Annotated in this window: 16 protein-coding genes; 3 read left to right on the forward strand and 13 right to left on the reverse strand. The window is 29.5% G+C overall.

The window, feature by feature from the left end:
- Positions 1–112: 112 nt before the first annotated feature.
- Positions 113–1564, forward strand: coding sequence for an MBOAT family protein (locus F0000_RS05580; protein WP_149623728.1), 1452 nt, complete (start codon positions 113–115; stop codon positions 1562–1564).
- Positions 1565–1612: 48 nt separating this feature from the next.
- The gene (locus F0000_RS05585) at positions 1613–2554 is read left to right on the forward strand and encodes a hypothetical protein (RefSeq protein WP_255452628.1); all 942 of its coding nucleotides are present in this window, start codon (positions 1613–1615) and stop codon (positions 2552–2554) included.
- Here F0000_RS05585 and F0000_RS05590 read toward each other — a convergent pair.
- The 7 genes from F0000_RS05590 to F0000_RS05620 all read right to left on the reverse strand — a co-directional run bounded on the left by F0000_RS05590 (position 2523) and on the right by F0000_RS05620 (position 9903).
- Positions 2523–3545 carry a peptidoglycan bridge formation glycyltransferase FemA/FemB family protein gene (locus tag F0000_RS05590; protein WP_149623730.1) on the reverse strand — a complete coding sequence of 341 codons (1023 nt, stop codon included), beginning with the start codon at positions 3543–3545 and terminating at the stop codon, positions 2523–2525. The two genes, F0000_RS05585 and F0000_RS05590, sit on opposite strands and share 32 nt — an antisense overlap.
- A 13-nt stretch (positions 3546–3558) precedes the next feature.
- Positions 3559–5307 carry a NeuD/PglB/VioB family sugar acetyltransferase gene (locus tag F0000_RS05595; RefSeq protein WP_149623731.1) on the reverse strand — a complete coding sequence of 583 codons (1749 nt, stop codon included), beginning with the start codon at positions 5305–5307 and terminating at the stop codon, positions 3559–3561.
- 96 nt (positions 5308–5403) lie between these two features.
- Positions 5404–6015 carry a sugar transferase gene (locus tag F0000_RS05600; protein WP_149623732.1) on the reverse strand — a complete coding sequence of 204 codons (612 nt, stop codon included), beginning with the start codon at positions 6013–6015 and terminating at the stop codon, positions 5404–5406.
- Positions 6016–6028: 13 nt separating this feature from the next.
- Positions 6029–6631, reverse strand: a complete 603-nt coding sequence (locus tag F0000_RS05605; RefSeq protein ID WP_149623733.1) for a phosphoribosylglycinamide formyltransferase — start codon at positions 6629–6631, stop codon at positions 6029–6031.
- Positions 6615–7223 carry a sugar transferase gene (locus tag F0000_RS05610; RefSeq protein WP_149623734.1) on the reverse strand — a complete coding sequence of 203 codons (609 nt, stop codon included), beginning with the start codon at positions 7221–7223 and terminating at the stop codon, positions 6615–6617. The genes F0000_RS05605 and F0000_RS05610 overlap by 17 nt, the downstream gene beginning before the upstream one ends.
- 3 nt (positions 7224–7226) lie before the next feature.
- Complete coding sequence (locus tag F0000_RS05615) at positions 7227–8534, reverse strand: CoF synthetase (RefSeq protein ID WP_149623735.1); 1308 nt, start codon at positions 8532–8534, stop codon at positions 7227–7229.
- A 208-nt stretch (positions 8535–8742) separates the two neighbouring features.
- Positions 8743–9903, reverse strand: coding sequence for a glycosyltransferase family 4 protein (locus F0000_RS05620; protein WP_149623736.1), 1161 nt, complete (start codon positions 9901–9903; stop codon positions 8743–8745).
- Between the two features lie 370 nt (positions 9904–10273).
- On the opposite strand from F0000_RS05620, the gene F0000_RS05625 reads away from it, so the two are divergent.
- Positions 10274–13567: a T9SS type A sorting domain-containing protein gene (locus F0000_RS05625; protein ID WP_149623737.1), complete on the forward strand. Its 3294-nt coding sequence runs from the start codon at positions 10274–10276 to the stop codon at positions 13565–13567.
- Between the two features lie 80 nt (positions 13568–13647).
- Here the strand turns inward: F0000_RS05625 and F0000_RS05630 are convergent, their stop codons facing one another.
- The 6 genes from F0000_RS05630 to F0000_RS05655 are packed head-to-tail and all read right to left on the reverse strand — an operon-like array spanning position 13648 to position 20616.
- Positions 13648–14592, reverse strand: coding sequence for a hypothetical protein (locus F0000_RS05630; RefSeq protein ID WP_149623738.1), 945 nt, complete (start codon positions 14590–14592; stop codon positions 13648–13650).
- A gap of 12 nt (positions 14593–14604) precedes the next feature.
- Positions 14605–16011, reverse strand: coding sequence for an MBOAT family protein (locus F0000_RS05635; protein ID WP_149623739.1), 1407 nt, complete (start codon positions 16009–16011; stop codon positions 14605–14607).
- A gap of 21 nt (positions 16012–16032) precedes the next feature.
- A complete protein-coding gene (locus tag F0000_RS05640) occupies positions 16033–16965 on the reverse strand; it encodes a hypothetical protein (protein WP_149623740.1) in 933 nt (310 codons plus the stop codon).
- A gap of 6 nt (positions 16966–16971) precedes the next feature.
- Positions 16972–18417, reverse strand: coding sequence for an MBOAT family protein (locus F0000_RS05645; protein WP_149623741.1), 1446 nt, complete (start codon positions 18415–18417; stop codon positions 16972–16974).
- Between the two features lie 32 nt (positions 18418–18449).
- A complete protein-coding gene (locus F0000_RS05650) occupies positions 18450–19523 on the reverse strand; it encodes a glycosyltransferase (RefSeq protein ID WP_149623742.1) in 1074 nt (357 codons plus the stop codon).
- A 7-nt stretch (positions 19524–19530) separates the two neighbouring features.
- Positions 19531–20616 carry a glycosyltransferase gene (locus tag F0000_RS05655; protein ID WP_149623743.1) on the reverse strand — a complete coding sequence of 362 codons (1086 nt, stop codon included), beginning with the start codon at positions 20614–20616 and terminating at the stop codon, positions 19531–19533.
- Positions 20617–20653: the final 37 nt, after the last annotated feature.

Consider the following 20653-nt stretch of genomic DNA (forward strand, 5'->3'; position numbering starts at 1 on the left):
ATTTATTAAATTAATTAAACAAAATTTGCCGAACTTATAAACATTAGTTTTTTTACTACCTGTTTTATAGTAACTACCCCCCCCTTGGATTTTATATTTTTAATGACAGCATATGTTATTTAATTCTTTAGATTTTTTTATATTTCTACCAATAACTTTTATATTATATTGGTGCCTATTCAATAAACAATTAAAGTTACAAAACACCTTTGTTTTAGGCGCTAGTTACTTATTTTATGGAATGTGGGATTGGCGTTTCTTGTTTCTTATCTTTGCCAGTACCGTTGTTGACTTTTTTGTTGGACAATCAATCCATAATAGCAAATCGGATAGAAGTAGAAAAAACTGGTTATGGATAAGTGTTATTTTTAATCTAGGGCTTTTAGGCTTTTTTAAATACTTTAATTTCTTTATCGATTCATGGATTGATTTTACTGAGCTGCTTGGATATACATCACACAGTACCTGGACATTACAAATTATTTTGCCTGTTGGGATTTCTTTTTATACTTTTCAAACCATGTCTTATTCTCTAGACATTTACTACAAGAGATTAAAACCAACCAGAGATTTTATTGCATTTGCTACTTTTGTAAGTTTTTTCCCTCAATTAGTGGCCGGTCCAATTGAAAGGGCTTCTAATTTATTATCACAAATAGATGCTAAAAGGACTTTTAACTATAAACAATGTACTGAAGGTGTAAAACTGATTGTTTGGGGTTTATTCAAAAAAGTAGTTATTGCAGACGCCATTGCTCCAATTGTAGATGATATCTTTGCAAACTATGGCTCCTACCCTGCCTCTACACTTATTTTAGGTGTTTGTCTATTCAGTTTTCAGGTGTATGGAGATTTTAGCGGATACTCTGACATTGCTATTGGAACTTCCAAACTTTTTGGGATTGAACTTATGTCTAATTTCAAGTTTCCAAATTTTGCAAGAAATGTTGCTGAATATTGGCAACGATGGCATGTATCATTATCTACCTGGTTCAGGCATTATCTATACATCCCGCTAGGAGGAAGTAGAGTAAGCAAACTCAAAGCTGTGCGTAACATTGCAATTATCTTTCTTGTTAGTGGATTTTGGCATGGTGCAAACTGGACGTTTATAATTTGGGGGTTAATACACGCTATATTATATATACCTGTCTTTTTGATGGGTAGAAATCGTATTTATATGAATACTGTCGTTGCCGAAAATTCCTGGTTCCCTTCTATAAAAGAAATCCTTCAAATGTTATCAACCTTTTTGCTTGTAACATTTTCAAGAGTGTTTTTTAGATCAGAATCTATAACCGATGCCTTAGGATTCCTGAAACAACTAGTTGCTGATTTTAGATTCGAAATCTATGAACATCCATTAGGCTATAGAATGATTGATTATTTTATACTACTGGCTATATTTACTTTATACGAATTTAGGATTAGAAGAGATGAACGAGCTCCGTTTAAATTTAAATCCAAACTTGTACGGTTTTTGGTGTATACCGTAGTAATTTTAGCAATGCTGCTATTCTACGATGATCTTGTTGACAGATCGTTTATTTATTTTCAGTTTTAATTAATAGTATTGATTATGAAAAAGTTGATTTTAAAAAGTATGCTTTATATGTTTCTGATACTTATATTATTAGAACTACTTGTTAGAGTTTTTCACTTAGGAAAAGACACTCCTAGTAGGTTTTTAGATGAATATCAGGTAGAGAAATGGGTTCCTAATCAACAAGGTATTTCTGTAACAGGTAATCGCAGGCAGAATTTTTCTAAATATTATATAAACAAATCAGGATATAATTCTTATCGAGAGTTTACACCCACAAAAGATAAAATTGAAATCGCTATCGTAGGAGATTCTTATATACAAGGATTTCATCAAGATTATCATAATTCTATTGGAAAAAAAATAGAAAAAATTATCCCAGAAGTCGAAGTATATGAATACGGATATGCCGGCTATGATTTTGCTGATCAATTACATCTTATTTACTCTTATAAAAAACAATTTGAGCTTATTGACCACGTTATATTAGGTATAAAATTTTCGAATGATCTCACACGTGGTGAATATAAAGTAATACAAGAAAGACTGCAATTAGAGTCTTCAATGAATAGATTACTTAGAAAAAGTAAATTATTGGTATACTGCAAAAGTATTGGCATTCTAGATCCTCCAAAACAATTAGTACGCAGAGTTCTTAGTATTTTAAAACCTGCAAAAGCTCCTAGTGCTAAAAATAAGAAAGAAGATCAGAAGCAAAAAATAGAAAAGGATAATAAGAACCTGGAAAACTTTAAGAGTCTAATAAACAAATACGGATACAATAAAAAGCGCAATGTTCTTTTACTAGACACACGAATAACTAGTCCATTATTTATGGATTATCTCAAAAAAAATGGTTTTAAATACATTGATTTTTCTCAAAAATTTGAAAATTCTAAAAAGGCCACCACTTTGGTCTATGATAGACACTGGAATAATCGAGGAAGAGATCTAATCGCCAAAGCGATTTCAGAATACCTTACCCCCTATATTTCGGAAAAAAGTCACTAGACATAGTCGGAGCATATTGGTTCGTTAATTTATCATAAATTTCCTGATTCACTATAAATTTCCAAATTTTAAAATCTTTAGAATCTTTAGAAAAAGAAGCTTTAAATTTAAACAGAGAATCTTCTTGGTTTCCCAGGCCTCCACCAAGATTAAAACACGTATAATTTTCCTGAGTTCCTCTTATTCTCATTTCATCAATTAAAAGACGAATTGGTGTTAAATATAGGTAATCATTTCTTGTGCCTGATATATGGTATTGAATAATTTTATTGGTTTTTACCATCATCGCAGCAGAAATAATCTTATTAGTTTCGTTGTGTATTGCAAATAACACATCGGTATTAATCTCTTTACTATTTATAAAACTATTGAAGTAATTCTCTGGAAAATAATAGGATTCTTTTGCATTAACCCTATCCATATTTTCATAATATAACTCTTTAAAGATAATAATATCGTCTTCAGACTCAATATTTCGCACTGTGCATTGTTTTCGAGCTTTATTAATATACCTTTTGGTAGTTTTAGAAAAAAAACTTCTCTGTATATCTAAATCTCTAGTCAAATTAATATTGACAATCTTACTTAATGTTTTTATTTCGCCCAGACCACCAAGTATTACCTCTTGATGTTGTATATATGGATTTAACCGGGTAAAAACTGATACTATCTTATTTTCTTTAAAAAACGCTTCCAATTGCTTTTTAAAATCATCAGCATCAAAAGATTCATCTATATTTTTTGACAAAGGTCCTGCATATCCATACACAGAAGTTATATCGAAGTAATCCGTATCAAATATTTTTCTCATCAAAAGTGGCAAACCAATAATCTTATTTTCATATTCATATTTAATAAGAATTGGTTTTTCATCATCCGATTTGGACAATTGATGATAATCAAATGTATGATAGAAGTCATGTCCATCAACTTTTTCCAAAAGTTGATTCCAGTTTTCTTGATCTTCAATAACTTCGATAGTTGAAGGCATAAAATGTATATATTTATTCATTATATCTATACAATGGGAAATAGTTTTTTTGTATATCTTCTTGTTCTAAAATTTTATCTTTATCGCACTCTTTTGCAACTAAATCTTTATAAATATCTGTGTTTATAATTTTTCTCCCTGTATAATACACAATATCTTCATCATTAGGAAAAAAAGTCTTTTTATACTTATATAGGTTATCATTATCTACTCTTCCTCCCCCAAGTACATAATACTTATAATTGTATTGTCTAGCCCAATTTATTATTTCTATTTTTAAAAAGTCATTGGGTCTTGTATAGAAGTAATCTGATAATGTTCCTCCAAGATATGAATACAATGTATCTTCATCGAGCAGCACAAGTTCTGTCGAGATTGGTTTAAAATCTTTATACACCATAGCTATAATAACACTCTCCGGGTTTTCTGCTATAAAATTTTTAAAATAATCTATGTAATGAAAATATTGAGAATGCGCATTATTACGATGCATTGTTTGTATATAAATATCATAAAAATCCTTGATGATATCCATAGGTATAGGGTCACTAAAAACCTTGAAATTAAGCCCTTCCTGTAAAGATTTCCTATAATTGTTCCGCACCTTGGATTTAAGCTTAGACCACTGCTCCTCTTTATCAATAATTACGCCTTTCACATTTTTGAGGCTAGGAATTAATTCTCCAGAATATTCTTTCTGATTACCTGTAAGACTAAACCGAATAAACTCACTAATTATTTTTTTCTTTTCATACCATAAATCTACCTGACGCCAAAAATGTTTTATAATATCCTCATTTATTAAATCTGTATCAAAAAGTGGTCCACTATATCCGTAAGGAGAAGTAACATCTTTATAAGAAGTATCTTCACCATCAAGATAGATTTTTCGGATATAAAAAGGCATTACAATAATTGGGTTTCCATTTTTTTCTAAAACAAAATAATTGAGCTGATGCTCATTCATACTTAAGGTATCTAATAACTCTGTTTTGTAGAATGGACTTGAATTATTGAGAGCTTTCAGGATTTTTTTATATTTTACTAATCCATTAGTGTCTTTGATTCTATATACCTTAAAATTAGTATCCAGAAGCTTACTATTAAGGTAGCTTTCTCCTTCATTTCTTTTTCTTATAATCTTTGCTGGCACACCATAAGCAACTCTATAGTCTTTAACATCATTGGTAACCACTGCTCCTGCTCCAATGACACTATGCTTTCCTATAGATAATTTCTGAAGAACTGTTACTCCCAAAGAAACAGCCGTAAACTCTCCCACATGGACCGCACCTCCTATCGTAGCACCAGACGCTAAACTAGAAAAATTCTTCATTATACAGTCGTGCCCAAAGGTGGCTTTGGTATTAATAATACAAAAATCACCAACCACTGCATCAGTATTCACTATTCCCGAAGCCAAAATAACTGTTCCTCTACCTATTTCAGAGTATGGACTTATTACGGCAGACGGATGAATCACAGATATAAATTCCAGCTTAGGGCAAGTTTGGCTTAATTTCTCATACATCAAAAATCTTGTCCAGTTATCTCCTATACCTATAATTGCCTTATTGACACCTTTATTCATCAAATCTGGTATGATTTCTTCTTTACCAAAAATTTCGTACCCAAGAACTTTCTCACTAGTTGATTTATACGAATCAATAAAGCCATAAACCTCGTATTCCTGACCTAATTCTATGGCCTCAACTATAACTTTAGCATGTCCTGAAGCTCCAATTACCAGAACTTTTTCCATATTTATATTTTATATTTTATCCCTAAAAATTACATATGTACTTCTAAATTTTTCAACATATTATAGTACAAAAAGTTAAAACCACTACGATGATTCTTATTCATCATCGGTTCCCCTAAAAACTGGCATATTTAGATTAACATCTTTATTAACGTCCTCTTTTAGTATCACTTTTTTAATTGTTTTTATGACAATCTTAAGATCCAAAAGAGCAGATTGATTATCCACATACCAAACATCATATTCAAATTTTTGCTTCCAGCTAATTGCATTTCTACCATTAACTTGTGCCCAACCAGTAATTCCGGGCTTAACCTCATGTCTGCGCTTTTGATAATCATTATATAGTGTAAGATACTGAACTAGCAAGGGTCTGGGACCAATAATACTCATATCTCCTTTTAATACATTAATTAATTGGGGGATTTCATCCAGAGAATATTTTCTAACAAAAGCTCCAATTTTAGTAATTCTATATTCATATGGTAACAACTCTCCATCTTCCCCCTTCTTGTCATTCATACTTTTTAGTTTAATGATTTTAAACAGTTTTTCATTCTTCCCAGGCCTAACCTGAAAGAAAAAGGGTTTACCATTATTAGCAAATAATAAAATAATTATCACTGTAATTAAAATGGGGGATAAAAAAATAATACCTAGTAAAGCAAGAAAAAAATCAAAAAACCTCTTTATGAATACTTTGTACATACCTATAATTATATTAGTTAGTTTCAAAATGCATGTTTTCAATGACTTTGAATGTTTTTACAATGAGTTTTTTTCCTTTTTTTACAAATTTTGGATATAAAGTATCAAAATTATCATCTTCCTCTATTTTTATTGCGGACTGCCCCAAAATAACACCCTCATCCAATTTATCATCAATAATATGGGTTGTAACCCCTGTAATCTTTACTCCATAGGCTAATGCATCTTGTATAGCAGTTTTTGTGCCTAAAAAACTAGGAAATAAAGAAGGATGAATATTTATAATTCTATCAGGAAACGCGGTTAACATTTCATTTTTGATAATATATTTATAATTGAGCATAAAAACATAATCAATGTTGCGTTGTTTTAGTTCTTCAATTAATTTTTTCTGATAAGAAATCAGGTCTGGAAAGTCCTTTCTAAAAAGTTGAAGTGTTTCTATCCCACATTCTTCGGCCAACTCAGCTGCACCACAAGGTTCTTGTTCATAAACGACCAAAGATAGTATACTCCTTTCCAATTTACCACTCCTAAAAGACTTGATAGTATCTCTGGCATTACGTCCCCATCCGGTAACTAATATTGCCCAACAAATTTTATTTTCTATATTCATCTAAATCCGGTAGTACTGAATTAGGATCTATAACTACATCCTTTGAAATTACTACATTTTTAATGGTTGCAAAAATAATCTTAATGTCCTGAATAAAAGAAATATTCTCTACATAAATTACATCTATTGCCAATCGATCATCCCAATTTAATAAGTTTCTTCCTGAAACCTGTGCTAAGCCTGTGATTCCTGGCCTAACTGAATGCCTGACTTTTTCATTTTCTTTGTAATATGGTAAATATCTAATTAACAAAGGTCTTGGGCCAATAAAACTCATTTCTCCTTTTAAAACATTAATCAATTGTGGAATTTCATCTAATGATGTTTTACGTACAAATCGACCTACGGGGGTTAAACGATCTTTATCTGGTAATAAATTCCCTTTCGAATCTTTTAAATCATTCATTGTTTTAAATTTTATGATATCAAAAGTTTTCTCATTTTTTCCAGGTCTCTTCTGTATAAAAAATGGTTTTCCTCTATTTGCTAAAAAAAGAAAGAAGGTAATTAATACAAAAATGGGAGCAATAAAGACTAGAAGAACTAAGGATGCTATAAAATCAAAACTTCTTTTAATAAAAAACCTGTACACTTTTTATATTTTAACTTTATTGACTATTGCCCTATGCTTTCCTGATGCCAGTAAGGGAATTTCTTTTACAAACTCTAATCTTATGATAGCGTCGTCTCCTAAATATCCTCTAAATTCTTCTATGAATTCATCTTGCTTATCAAAAGTATTACTTTCAATCTTTAGTTTAAAGAGATATTCATTTTTTGTTTGCTGAATAATTTGTCTTTGTTTTATTTCTTTATATTTATTAATAATCAAAAGTATGCTGGTAGATAATATTTCTCCAGATGTATTACGAATCATATCCATTTTTCTTCCTTCTACTCTTGTAAAAACAAGTTTAGTTTTATTATTTACAGTAATAAAATCCATAATTCCGATATCGCCAGTGTCATATCGAATAATCGGCATGTTATAATTGAATAGATCTGTAATGACTATGCGTCCTAACTCTCCCGGTTGCAATCTTTTGTCATTCTCGAGGCTTAGAATCTCCACATAGTAACTTGCTTCATTGATTTCAAAAAAGTCTTCTCCTTGCGGCTGTTGGGCAATCAAACCATTCTCTGCATTCGAGTATCTGGACACCATATCAACATTAAAATATTTTTTCATAGCAACTTTTGTTGGTTTATTAAGTCGTTCTGATATACCTACTGCTGATTTTAGATTACAATTAATGACATCTGAATTTATAGAATCCAGGTATGTACATATTTTATTATATGAAGATGCATACCCCAACATTCCTTTATTAGACGTATCTTTTGATAGTCTAGAAATTAAATCTTTTATACTTTTAGGAGATAAATCAAAAACATCAATGGGTACGATATTTTGTAATAGAGATTGAATTTTATTTTTCTTTTTAAACATATTCCAAAAGCGTAAATAAAATAATCTATATCCTACATGAAAGCCAATTATCTCAGAAAAATAAATAACATCTGCTATGTTTCTGTATTTTTTATTTAAATCCTGATACACAGTAAATGATGCTCCAGTCGATCCACTGGTAGAAACGCTGACTTTCCTTTTATTAAAATACTTTACAGACTTAAATTTTTGTGGAAAAGATCGAATCGTATCTTTATTAATTATAGGAAAATTAAGGATATCGGCTACCGCCATACCGCCATAGAATTCTGTAGTATTAGCAGCATGAATCAGAAGCTTTCTTAGATATTCTTCTCTTTTTTCTTTACTAAATTCTTGATCAAAATGTTCAGTAATGTACTTAACTTCATTATAATGTCGGCGTATTTTGCCGCCTCTAATTGAATCTATGAACCAAAATATATTTTTTCTTACTCGTTCTGCAACCTTCATTATCCCAACTTTATTATACAAATAACCAAAGTGGAGAAATAATCAAAGCCATAATACCTATGATATATCCCAATTAGAAAATTGTAATAAATATTTATCAATCAAACATTTATTACTAATAAAATTATGACAATGTTACTTACTCTTTTTTGTTACCATGCAAGTAAAGCAATATATTTTACATATATAAAATTAAATAGCATTTTTTTTACAACTGCTTGTATTCTTCCAGCAATGCTTCCCAAACATATTTCCTCTCATAGTTATTACAAATAGTAGTTCTTGTAACGACAGATAACTGATTTTTATATGCTATGTCAATAATAAACTTCTCCATGCTCTTAAATAAAGCTTCCGTATCTTTGGTAGGAATAATAGTTCCATTAACACCATCTGAAATAATTTCATTGCAACCGTTAATATTTGTCACAATACTTACCAGTCCCATTGAACCAGCCTGCATCACTACATTAGGAAAACCCTCTCTATAGCTAGGAAATGTAAGAATATCAGAGATTGCAAAATAAGGTCTTACATCATTCTGCCAACCTACAGATATAATATTAGGATTTGAATCAATCTCTTTTTCGGATTCTGGAAATAACGGGTCTAGTTCTTTTTCATAAGAACCAACAAGTAATAATTTCACGTTCTGAAATTGGGAATTAATCCTTTTGAAAGCATTAATAAGTTCATTAATACCTTTGTCTTTTACTAATCTACCCACAAAAATAAATACGATATCAGACGCTTCAATATGTAGTTTCTTTTTTAAATAATTATTATCATCTCCAGAATATAGTTTAGGATCAAAATGAGAAGTATCTATTCCATTGGAACTTCCATTAGCAATCACTTTTAGCTTTTGGGGAACGGTATATTTATTTTCTAAAATAATGTCATTGAGCCCAAAAGAATTAGGATAAATCTTAGTTGCACAAGCATACGTAATCTTTTCTACAAAATCCAGTAACTTTCTTTTGGCTCCTGTTGCTTCCAGAAGTGGTAGCCCTGCTATAGTATGTAATCTATGAGGAACATTCGCAAACCTTGCAGCTATCATGGATAAAGTTCCGGCTTTTGGTGTATGACTATGAACTATTACAGGTTTTTCTGTCTTAAAAATTTTATATAATTTATATACAGCTACAAGATCTTTTATAGGAGTTATCTTACGAGTCATTTCTACAGGAATTACTCTTATCCCTTCTTGCTGTGCTACTTGATCTAAGTCGCTTACTCCATCAGTTATATCTCCTTTACTAGTAATTCCAACAACCTCATAGTAATCCGACATAAATTTCAATTGCCCTTTTAAAAGCCCTCCCAATGACTTAGGAACTGTGGTGATTCTGATAATTTTACCCATTTATAATTTTAGAAATAGATTATTCTAATATAACTTTTTCGCAAATATAAATATATAAGCAAGGGTTTAAGAGATTATAGTTAATTTCTTATTATATATTTTTTGAATTGATTTTAAGGAATCGAATCTTAACACGTCCAATAAGAAGTGAATATTTAAAATTACGGGTACACCGCATTTAATTAACTGTTTAATTATCAAACACTTGTGATTATGAAAACTTTAACATTTTTTAATCGACGTAAGTACAATATTGCCGATAAAAGTACGTTCTTGCATCAAATTATCACTTTACAATTATTTAATGGGCTTACTTTATAAATATTTAAATTTTAATTACTAATTATGTAATCCTTAAACTAATTAAGACATGTATCCCAACCCTATTAAATCTATTTTGCTTTGCTCCCTGTTGTTAGTTTTAATTTTACCTTATAGCACAGTATATTCACAGACTGTAAAAGCATCCAGTTTTGGATATAATTCATCTGATGCAACTAATGCTTTTCAAACTGCATTACGATCTAATAATGATACTATCATAATAGATAAACGAACTTCGGACTGGAATGTTAGACCAAGTAAATTATTTGATATAAATAATAAGGTAATTATTTTTGAAAATGGTGTTAAATTAAAAGCGATACCAGGTGAATTTGATAGAACCAATGCTCAAATGTTATTTCTTGTTCGTCCAAAAAACTTGAAAATTTTAGGTTATGGAGCAGAAATTATTATGAATAAATCAGAATTATCAAGCTTGCAACATAGTGAAGGAAGACATGCTATAAATATTAATTCTGGTGATAATGTTACTATTGAAGGGCTTACCATTAGAGATGCTACCGGAGATGGAATATATATTGTAGGATCAGGAAAAGATGATTCGTCAAGCTACTCAAAAAATATTACCCTAAGAAATGTAGAAGTTTACAATAGTTTTAGACAAGGGATATCTATCATCTCAGTAGAAGATTTTCTAGCCGTTAATTGCCGTTTTAGTGATACTAAAGGTACATTACCCGAAGCGGGATTAGATATTGAACCCAATAGCAGTTTTGAAAGAGTCGTAAATGTGAGATTTGAAAATTGTAGATTTACTGATAATAATCACTCTGGTATTCTCTTGGCTCTTCTAAACTTAGATAGCACTTCTGAAGATGTTAGTATTAGTTTCACTGATTGTTATCTTACCAATAATCATGTAGAAAGTAATATTTATTCTCCTTCTGAAATTGTTTTGGGTGCTAGTAAAAATTTCAATTCTCCAGTTAAAGGAGATGTATCTTTTGAACGAGTATTTGTAGAGAATAGTCAATGGAGAGCTATTTATTCCAGAAAAACTAGTAATTCTTATAATGTTAACATAAAAGATTGCGTGTTCAAAAATGTGAGTCAACATCCTACCTATGAATTTAATTCACCTATTTTCTTTGAAGTATCAAGTTATGATGAAACGTCACCAAATTTGGGTGGTTACAATTTTGATAATGTCATCATAGATTATGAAACAGATCATAAATTCTTTACTGTTTTTGGACATACTACATTATCAGGAGTTTCTAATTTAACTGGAAATGTTACCGTAATTCACCCTGATCCAGATAATACGATAGAATATAGAAGAGTTCCTGAATTTGACAATATAACTATCAATCATAAAACAATTCCCAATTATCCAAAAGCAGATGTTACTATAAAAAGTGTTAATAAAAATGCAATTGAGTCTAATGGAACGGAAGCAGATTTTGAAGTCAAGAGAACGGGAGGTGATATAAACTTACCCCTTGCCGTTAATTATACCTTTACAGGAAGAGCCTTGGCTGGATTGGATGTACAGAGGATAACTCCTTTTTTAATAGTACCTTCTGGTTCAAGTTCTTTTTCAAAATCGTTAGTTCCTAGAAAAGATAAAATTAAAGAGAATATTGAATTTTTTAAAATTACCACGCAATCTAGTTCATATTATGATAGAGATACTAATGAAAGATCAACAACTGTATATGTTCTGGATGACCCTGATACGGATCCTATAGCAATTGATGATTTTGATACCTATTCTTTACAAGGCGATACTAAGAAAACATTCATTCTGGAAAATGACAATACAGGTGATTTTATAGACCCTACATCATTACGATTAATAGATCCTAATGATTCGACTAATTTACTATCAAGTTATTTCTCTGAAAACATTGGAACCTGGACTATTCAGGATGATAATAGTATTGAATTTTCGCCCTGTATAACTGGAAACTCAAATTGTACAGAAACATTTGCTGGTGATAATGCAAGCATACAATATAGTATTACTGATCTAGCTGGCATAGAATCTACTTCTGCAACATTGACGCTAACTAGAGATGGTGATGTCATACCAGATCCTCTACCGATAGCTATTGATGATGATGCGACGTATACTGCCGGAGAACTTACCGAAGTTGATGTTTTATCTAATGATGACACAGGAGATAGGGTAAATCCTACTACACTTAGAATCATTGATGAATCTCAATCTCCACCAACATATGTAACAGCATTGGTAATACCCAATATTGGTACTTGGGAAGTTAATACAGAAAATAATACGATTGATTTTAATGCAGAGGATACTCTTACAGATGAATTTGCAATCATAAAGTATATAGTAAAAGATTTTCAGGATAATAGTACATCTGCAACTATAAGCCTCAAAAAAAAAGAAGCTCCCATTGATATATTGCCTATTGCTACCGATGACTTCGGTACTTTTACTATTGGAGAACCTACAATAGTTGATGTTTCTAGTAATGATACTTCTGGAGATACTATTATTCCTTCTTCTGTAAAAATAATCGATGAAAATGCGAATAATAGCGTAGATCGTTATGTAACAACATTACAAGTAGAAAATCAGGGATTATGGGAAGTAAACTCAACAAACGGGACTATTACCTTTACTCCAGAAGAAAATATAGCTGAAAATGAAGTTTCGATAAGATATAGTATTGAAGACCCTCAGGAAAATAAAGCATTTGCGAGTATATTTCTAACAAAAAATGGAGTTGATCCAGATCCAGATCCAGATCCAGAAGACCTTCAAGCAGTTGCCAACGATGACAATTTCGAATATGTTTTAGGAGATATAACAGTCATTCCTATTTTGCAAAATGATATTAATACAGAGGTCTTAGATTTCTCTACATTAAGAATTCTGGATGCTCAAAATAATGAGTTAACTATTTTGGCGAATGATAAGAATGCTGTTTGGAAAGTAAATACTGATGATAATACAATTTCTTTTGATTCTTGTATCTTAAAAGAAAACAACGTCTGTACCGAAGTTTTTAATGAAGAAACTACCTCTGCTAGGTATAGTATAAAAGATAGCTCAGGTAATGTTCTTTCTGCCAATATCAATCTAAAAAGAAAAGATTTAACCTCTATTATGTCTTTATATCCTAATCCAAACAATGGATCATTTTCTGTAATATCTGATAAAGAAATCACAAACGGATGGTACTCCATCAATGATATTTTAGGTAATACTTTATTAGAAAGATCTGATATCACTGGAGGCTTTTCTTTTGATGTTAATGTTGACTTTTATCGTAAAGGTATTTATCTAATTAGAATAAATGAAAAAGGTATTAATACACATACTATAAAATTCGTTGTTAATTAAATACTTTGGTCAAGTCAATATTCGAGAAAATCAGCAAGCCCTAAGTAAAACCAAAACGAACATATAAAAATAATAGGATCCTATTGAATAAAATCTTTTTTAAGCTTCTTTACCAATACCTGAGAAAATGTATCTGCCCCTAATTCAGAAAGATGTGTTTTATCCTTCCAAACATCTAAAGATTCATTGTCCTTATAAAAATCAGAATAATCCCAGTAGACTAAACCCTGATTTTTCATCAATTCAGATAGTTTATTATTGTCATCCTTGCATGTATCATTAAAAGTAGGTGTGGTTACAAAAATTAACTTTTTATTATTATCATAAGAAAATTGCTGTATTTCATATAGATACTCTAGATACAATTGATTAAAATTATGAGGAGAGTCTAAACATTCTTTATCATCAACTCTTGCTAACTTAATGTCTCTAATTTTTTTCTGAGTTTCACTAACTCTAATAGGATCATAGCCATAATAAGATTTAAAATTATAATTAGGCTTCAAAAAATTCTTTAATATACTGAGAAATTTACCATTATAATCAATAGTCCAAAAAAACGATTGTAAAAAGCTATTTTGCTTTGCTTTCTTTATTTCTCTATTCACCGTGTTATTTCTATGAAACTTTAACCTTAATGCACCTATATCAGCTGCATCATAATCTATGTTAAAAAAATTAGGAGGGTCAACGTTTACAATAACAAGCTGTTTTTTCTTTTTAGGTAATAATTTAATTAATGTAGCTGAAAATGCTATATCTGTACCATCAACACCTATATTAAAACTCTTATCAGATATCAATTTTGGATTTATATGGTGACTCGCTCTAGAACTACCAAAAACAGCAATATCAATCGTATCTACAACAGAAAGATAATGATTTTGTTTACCTATCCCACCACCAGATAGTACCTTGTCACTTAAATAATTAAGCGTGTAATAAATTATTTTATCTGTGCAAAGACTCAATATTAGTACTAACCCTACAATTTTTAAAACAGTTTTTATGTTTGTACTTTTCATCTTTTGAAATTATTAAAACTGGAAATAAATAAAATTTTCTGAACTCGAATAAAACAAACACATTATGATAATGATGATAGTTATAAAAAAAGTAAGACTACTTATCTTAAATCGCTCTCCAAAGTCTTCGAGAGATACGTTCTTATAAGAAAGAAAAATATCGAATAAAAAAGATAAAGACAACATAAACAATGAGTTAGAAAAAGTATTGATGTCTCCAATAAAAGGTTTTGTTATATCTAATGAAAAAAATCCCTTACAGACTATTATGGCTTCTTGAAAACTATGAGCTCTAAAGAAAACCCAGGAAACTAAAACTATGATAAAGGTATACCCATATCCTAGGATCCCGAAAGATCTATAGCTAGATTTAGAAAATATATATTTTTCTATCATTAAAAACAATCCATGAATAGCTCCCCATATTACAAAATTCCATGAACTACCATGCCACAAGCCACCTAACAACATTGTAATCATAAGATTACGGTAAGTTATTTTTATTCCTTTTCTATTTCCTCCTAGAGAAATATAAAGATAATCTCTTAACCAAAATGATAATGACATATGCCAACGTCTCCAAAATTCGGTAATACTTTTTGAAAAATATGGTGTATTGAAATTTCTTTCAAACTTAAACCCTAATAGTTTGGCACTACCAATCGCGATATCTGAATATCCGGCAAAATCAAAATAAATCTGAAAAGCATAAAAAATCGTAGCTATTACCAATGTTGTGGTATTATGAACAGCTACGTCACCATAAACACTATCAACATAAACTGCAAGATTGTCTGCAACTACTATTTTTCTAAATAATCCAATAAAGATTTGAAAAATACCAGATTTGAAGTAAGAAATTTCAAATTTCCTTTTGGATTCAATCTGAGGTAAAAGATTAGCTGCTCTCTCTATTGGTCCTGCTACTAATTGAGGAAAGAAACTAATATATGTGAAAAATGAAACTATGTCTGTTGTCGGCTTTAATTGCTTTCTGTAAATATCTATTGTATAACTTAAAGTCTGAAAAGTATAAAAACTGATCCCAACAGGTAATATAAGGTTTAGCGTTAATGTATCAACTTCCCATCCAAAAAGTTGCATTGATTGGGTAAAAGATTCTGTAAAAAAATTAAAATACTTAAACAGTCCTAATAAGCCTAAATTAGAAACTAAACTCGTAATGAGCCATCGTTTTTTTATTTTTTGATCATTAGTTTGATCTATTTTTAAGCCAATAAAATAATCAACAAACGAGCTGAATATAATTAATGACAAAAACCTCCAATCCCACCATCCATAAAAAAGATAGCTGGATACTAATAGCAATATATTTTGAGGTCTCTTTTTTCTGAGAAGCCAGTAAAGCAGAAAAACTAATGGTAAAAAAACAAGATATTCTATTGAATTAAATAACATCTAAACTTTATTTTAATCAAACTAATTTTTCTTCTTCAAAAAAATTGACAAAGGGTTATATAATTGTTTTGCAATTTCTTGGTGTCCATAACAAGACCAATGACCATCATAACTTCCTAACTTCCATTCAGTACCATTAGAATTTAAATGTATTGTTTTAAAATTAAAGCTTTTAGCAATCTCAATTATTTCTAGGCTTGTATTTTCATGAAAAACGAAAATAATTTTGTCTTTTCGATAATTACTGGCACAAAAACGAAAAAGCTTCTTTAGATTTAATGAACCTATATTATTTATTTCTTTGGTGTTTATTTTTTCTTTTGTTTCTCCTTTATTTTGTTTTTTAACAAATATTGGAAATCTTAAATACATATAATAAAGGAGCTTATTACTGTATAGTATTTTTTTAATCATTGGCGAATTTAATTTTGCTTTAATTATAGTATTATTAGATATATCTATCTGCATCCGATCAGAATATTTTTTTATATTAGAAAAACTTTCTTTGAAATCATTTCCGCCTACATATATTAAATGATAATTTGGATTTACTTCTGTATCCAAAACTTTACTAATCTCCATAGCTTCAATAAATGTAACCCCTGATCTTCCAGCTTCAAAAAAAGAATAATTTTCAAACAATCCTCCCAATAAACTTCCTTGATTGCAAAAAATAGGATTCATCATGTTTTCTATATAAGAATCACCAATAACAGAAATAATAGTATCTTTAGAGATATCTGATATACCTACCCAGCCATATTTATTAACCTTCCAACTAGATGTTGATTTTTTATAATATCCAGATTGATTTGGTTTATATCGTTGTATTCCTGATTCATCAATGTATCTCTCTGGAATATCTGATGTTAATTTAAATATTCTAATCGAAATTTCTCCAAGAACAGAAATAAACAAAACGAAAAAAATCAAACGAAAAATAAATTTCCTCATAACACTCTAAAATTGAAAATATATAAAAGCTTGTTCTTTTCCTGTAAAAATAAATAATAGAAAAATAAGCAAACAATAAAACGGCCATCTTAAAATCAATGGGATTTTGGTTATTTTTTCTAATGCAAATTCACTCTCCCTACCCAACCATTCTATAATCATAAAAAAGCTTATTAACATAAGTACTGATTTTTCGTTACTCACAAATTCTGGAAAATGCAAAATAGATTTAGAAAAGACACCTCCAATGTATTCTATTGCATGACCAACATTTTCTGCTCTAAAAAAAATCCAAGCCAAGACAGTAAGAATAAAAGTATAAAACATGTTTACAAGATCCTTAATTGTAGGAAAAAAACGTCCCTTAGCTACTACATCAAGGTTATTTCTATTTTTATTTATCAACAGCAGTGGAAGGAAATACAAAGCGTTCAATGCTCCCCATATAATAAATGTCCAATTAGCTCCGTGCCAGAAACCACTCACAATGAATATAATAAATGTATTTTTTATTTTCATCCAAAACCCACCTCTACTTCCACCTAAAGGAATATATAAATAATCTCTAAACCATGTAGATAATGAAATATGCCATCGTCGCCAGAACTCTGCTATATCCCGAGAAAAATAGGGAAAGGAAAAATTTTTCATCAAATCGAATCCAAAAAGACGAGAAGTACCTATGGCTATATCTGAATATCCAGAAAAATCACCATAAATTTGAAATGTAAAAAACAATGCTCCCAAAAATAATGTACTTCCAGAATGGTTACCTGAATTATTAAATATTTGATTAGCTATTTCAGCAGAATTATCTGCAATCACAATTTTTTTGAATAATCCCCATAGTATTTGACGTAAACCATCAACAGATTTTTCATAACTGAACTCACGCTTTTTATAAAATTGAGGTAATAAATGAGTAGCTCTTTCAATAGGTCCTGCCACTAATTGTGGAAAAAAACTAACAAAAGCTCCAAATACTATAAAATCTTTTGTAGGTTCTAACTTCTTTCTATAAACGTCTATAGTATAACTTAAAGTCTGAAAAGTATAAAAACTAATCCCTACTGGTAATATGATATTTAATGAACTATTACTAATTGTTTTGCCAAAAAATGAAAAAGCATCTACAAAACTATCCACAAAAAAATTGTAATATTTAAAAAATCCAAGAAAGCCTAGATTTACTAAAATACTTATCCATAAAAATAATTTTCTTTTAAAAACATTATTATCATTGATTTTAGATAATCCAATGCCAACAAAGAAATCAATAATCGTACTAAATAAAATTAATGAAAGAAATCTCCAATCCCACCATCCATAGAATATATAACTAACCGTAAGTAATAATATATTTTGAAGCTTCAATTTTTTATTCGCTATAAACCAGTATAAAAAAAACACTATTGGTAAAAAAATTGCAAATTCAATAGAATTAAATAACATATTTTTTAATTATTATTTTTATAAAGTAACTTTTATACAATTTGTGAAATAAAGTTATCAATATCTCTTTTAGCCAAATATTGATCAAAAGCAAATCTATTTTTATCACTATTTTCATTATCCAATGATTTCAAAATAGCAGAATAAAGACTATCAACGTCATCTGTCTTTGCTGTTATAATATTGGGTATTTTATCAATCCCACCTGCACATTCGGTAGAAACTATTCTATTACATTGAGACATCATTTGCAGGAGAACATTAGGAAACCCTTCGATTCTCGAAGAAACAACTCCTAATTTTGCTTTTTTAAAAAAACCATATACATTATTCACATACCCCATTAGAATTACATCATTGGTTAACTCTAAAGTTGTAATCAAATTTTCTAATTTTTTTCTTTCATTACCTTCTCCTAAAATTATCAGCTTTAAATCAGGATGTTTTTTTTTAATCCTCGATAATGCCTTTATCAAAATATCATATCCCTTTTCTGGTATCAATCTACCGGCAGAAATTATATATTGTTTTGGTAGTTGTATGTTCGGTACTTCTTTAGACTTTTCTTGAATAAGACTAAGATTAATTGGATTATTAATAACTTCAATTTCAGTTCTATTGGTAAGTTTTGAAAAAGACTTAAGCAATTGATTTTTCATTATACTTGTTTGACAAATCAATAAGTCGATATTAAAATAACCAATATGATATGCTAATTTATATGTCCAAAGTGCAAAACCTGAATATCGTAAAAAAATTGAAGTTGATTCTCTAGCTACAAATTTTTTTGTTTGTATTCTCTTTAAACTTATTAAAAGACCTATCAGTGCATTAGTATATACGTGAGATGTAAAAATATAATCATATGTTGATTTTTTTCTAAACAAACTCCTAACAAAGAAAAGTAATAATCCTATTTTTTCATTTTTTGTCGAAACATAATCTATAGAAATGCTTTTTTGTATATCTTCCCATTGAGAACCATCTCTTTTTTTTAAAAAAACAACCTCAATATTTTCATTCTTAAAAAATACTACGAGCATCTTCAGGTATTGTTCAGCTCCTCCTAATGAATCATTAGGCATAATAATTAAAATATTCTTCATTAACACTTTAGTTTTTCTTTTCCATCAGATTCTTGAATAATTCTTCATACTTATTCAATATAATTTCTTTACTAAATTTAGAGAATACAGAATTTCGTATTTCTAATGGATTCCAATCTTTTAATTCTAATGCCTTTATAACATTCTGTAAAAAATCTTCTTCATTTTCTGATATATACCCATTTAGGTCTTCTTCAATAATTTCTTTAGTTCCTCCTGGAGCATTAAATACTACTGCAGGAGTACCTACAGCACAGCTTTCTAACAATGCATTTGGAAAACCTTCGACATAAGAGCCTTGCAAAAACAAATCACTTTCCATCAAATATTTCGGTACTTCGTTTGTAAACTCTATATATCTTATTTTTTCTTTTAGACCTAAGCGATCAATCAAATCAAAAAGGGTGTCTTTCTCTTCTCCCCTTCCTACTATAGTATACCTCCAATCATAAGTCAATTTTGCTAATACAGATAAAATTCTTTCATGACCTTTTACCTTGTTTAACCTTCCTACCGTTATTAATTCTTTGACCTGATTATCGGTATTATTAGAATCTTTTAATGAAAGATTTCCAGAAATAGGATTATTTATAACGATACATTTATTCTTATCTATATTGTATAAATTTCTAACATCATCATACATATCTCTTGATTGACATATAACTGCATCTAATAATTTATAATTTTTTTGAGCAATATAACCTATAAATGAATTATTAGAACTAAATTTTTGACGTATACTACTAACACTAGATTCCCTTCCTATAAATTTTGTTTTTCTAAATAATATTGAAATAATAGCAAGAAGTGTATTTATATGCCCTATTGATCCTATAACTATATCTGCTTTCTCTCTTTTGATAATTTTAATAATATCTATAAAAGAAAAAATAACTCTAGACTTATTTAAAAAAGTAATATCGACATTGCTAACATCAAAAGCTTTATCTTCTTCATATCCCACAATAATCATTTTTTTATCAAACCATTTTTCATTCAAATTATCCGCAATAAAGGACATGACTCTTTCTGCTCCTCCAGCTTTTAAAGAGGGTAAAATAAATAAAATTTTTATTCGATTTTGATACATTTTGTTATTGCTAATTAATAATACTTTATAAATAAAA

This window comes from Aquimarina sp. RZ0, assembly GCF_008370685.1.
Classification (GTDB): domain Bacteria; phylum Bacteroidota; class Bacteroidia; order Flavobacteriales; family Flavobacteriaceae; genus Aquimarina.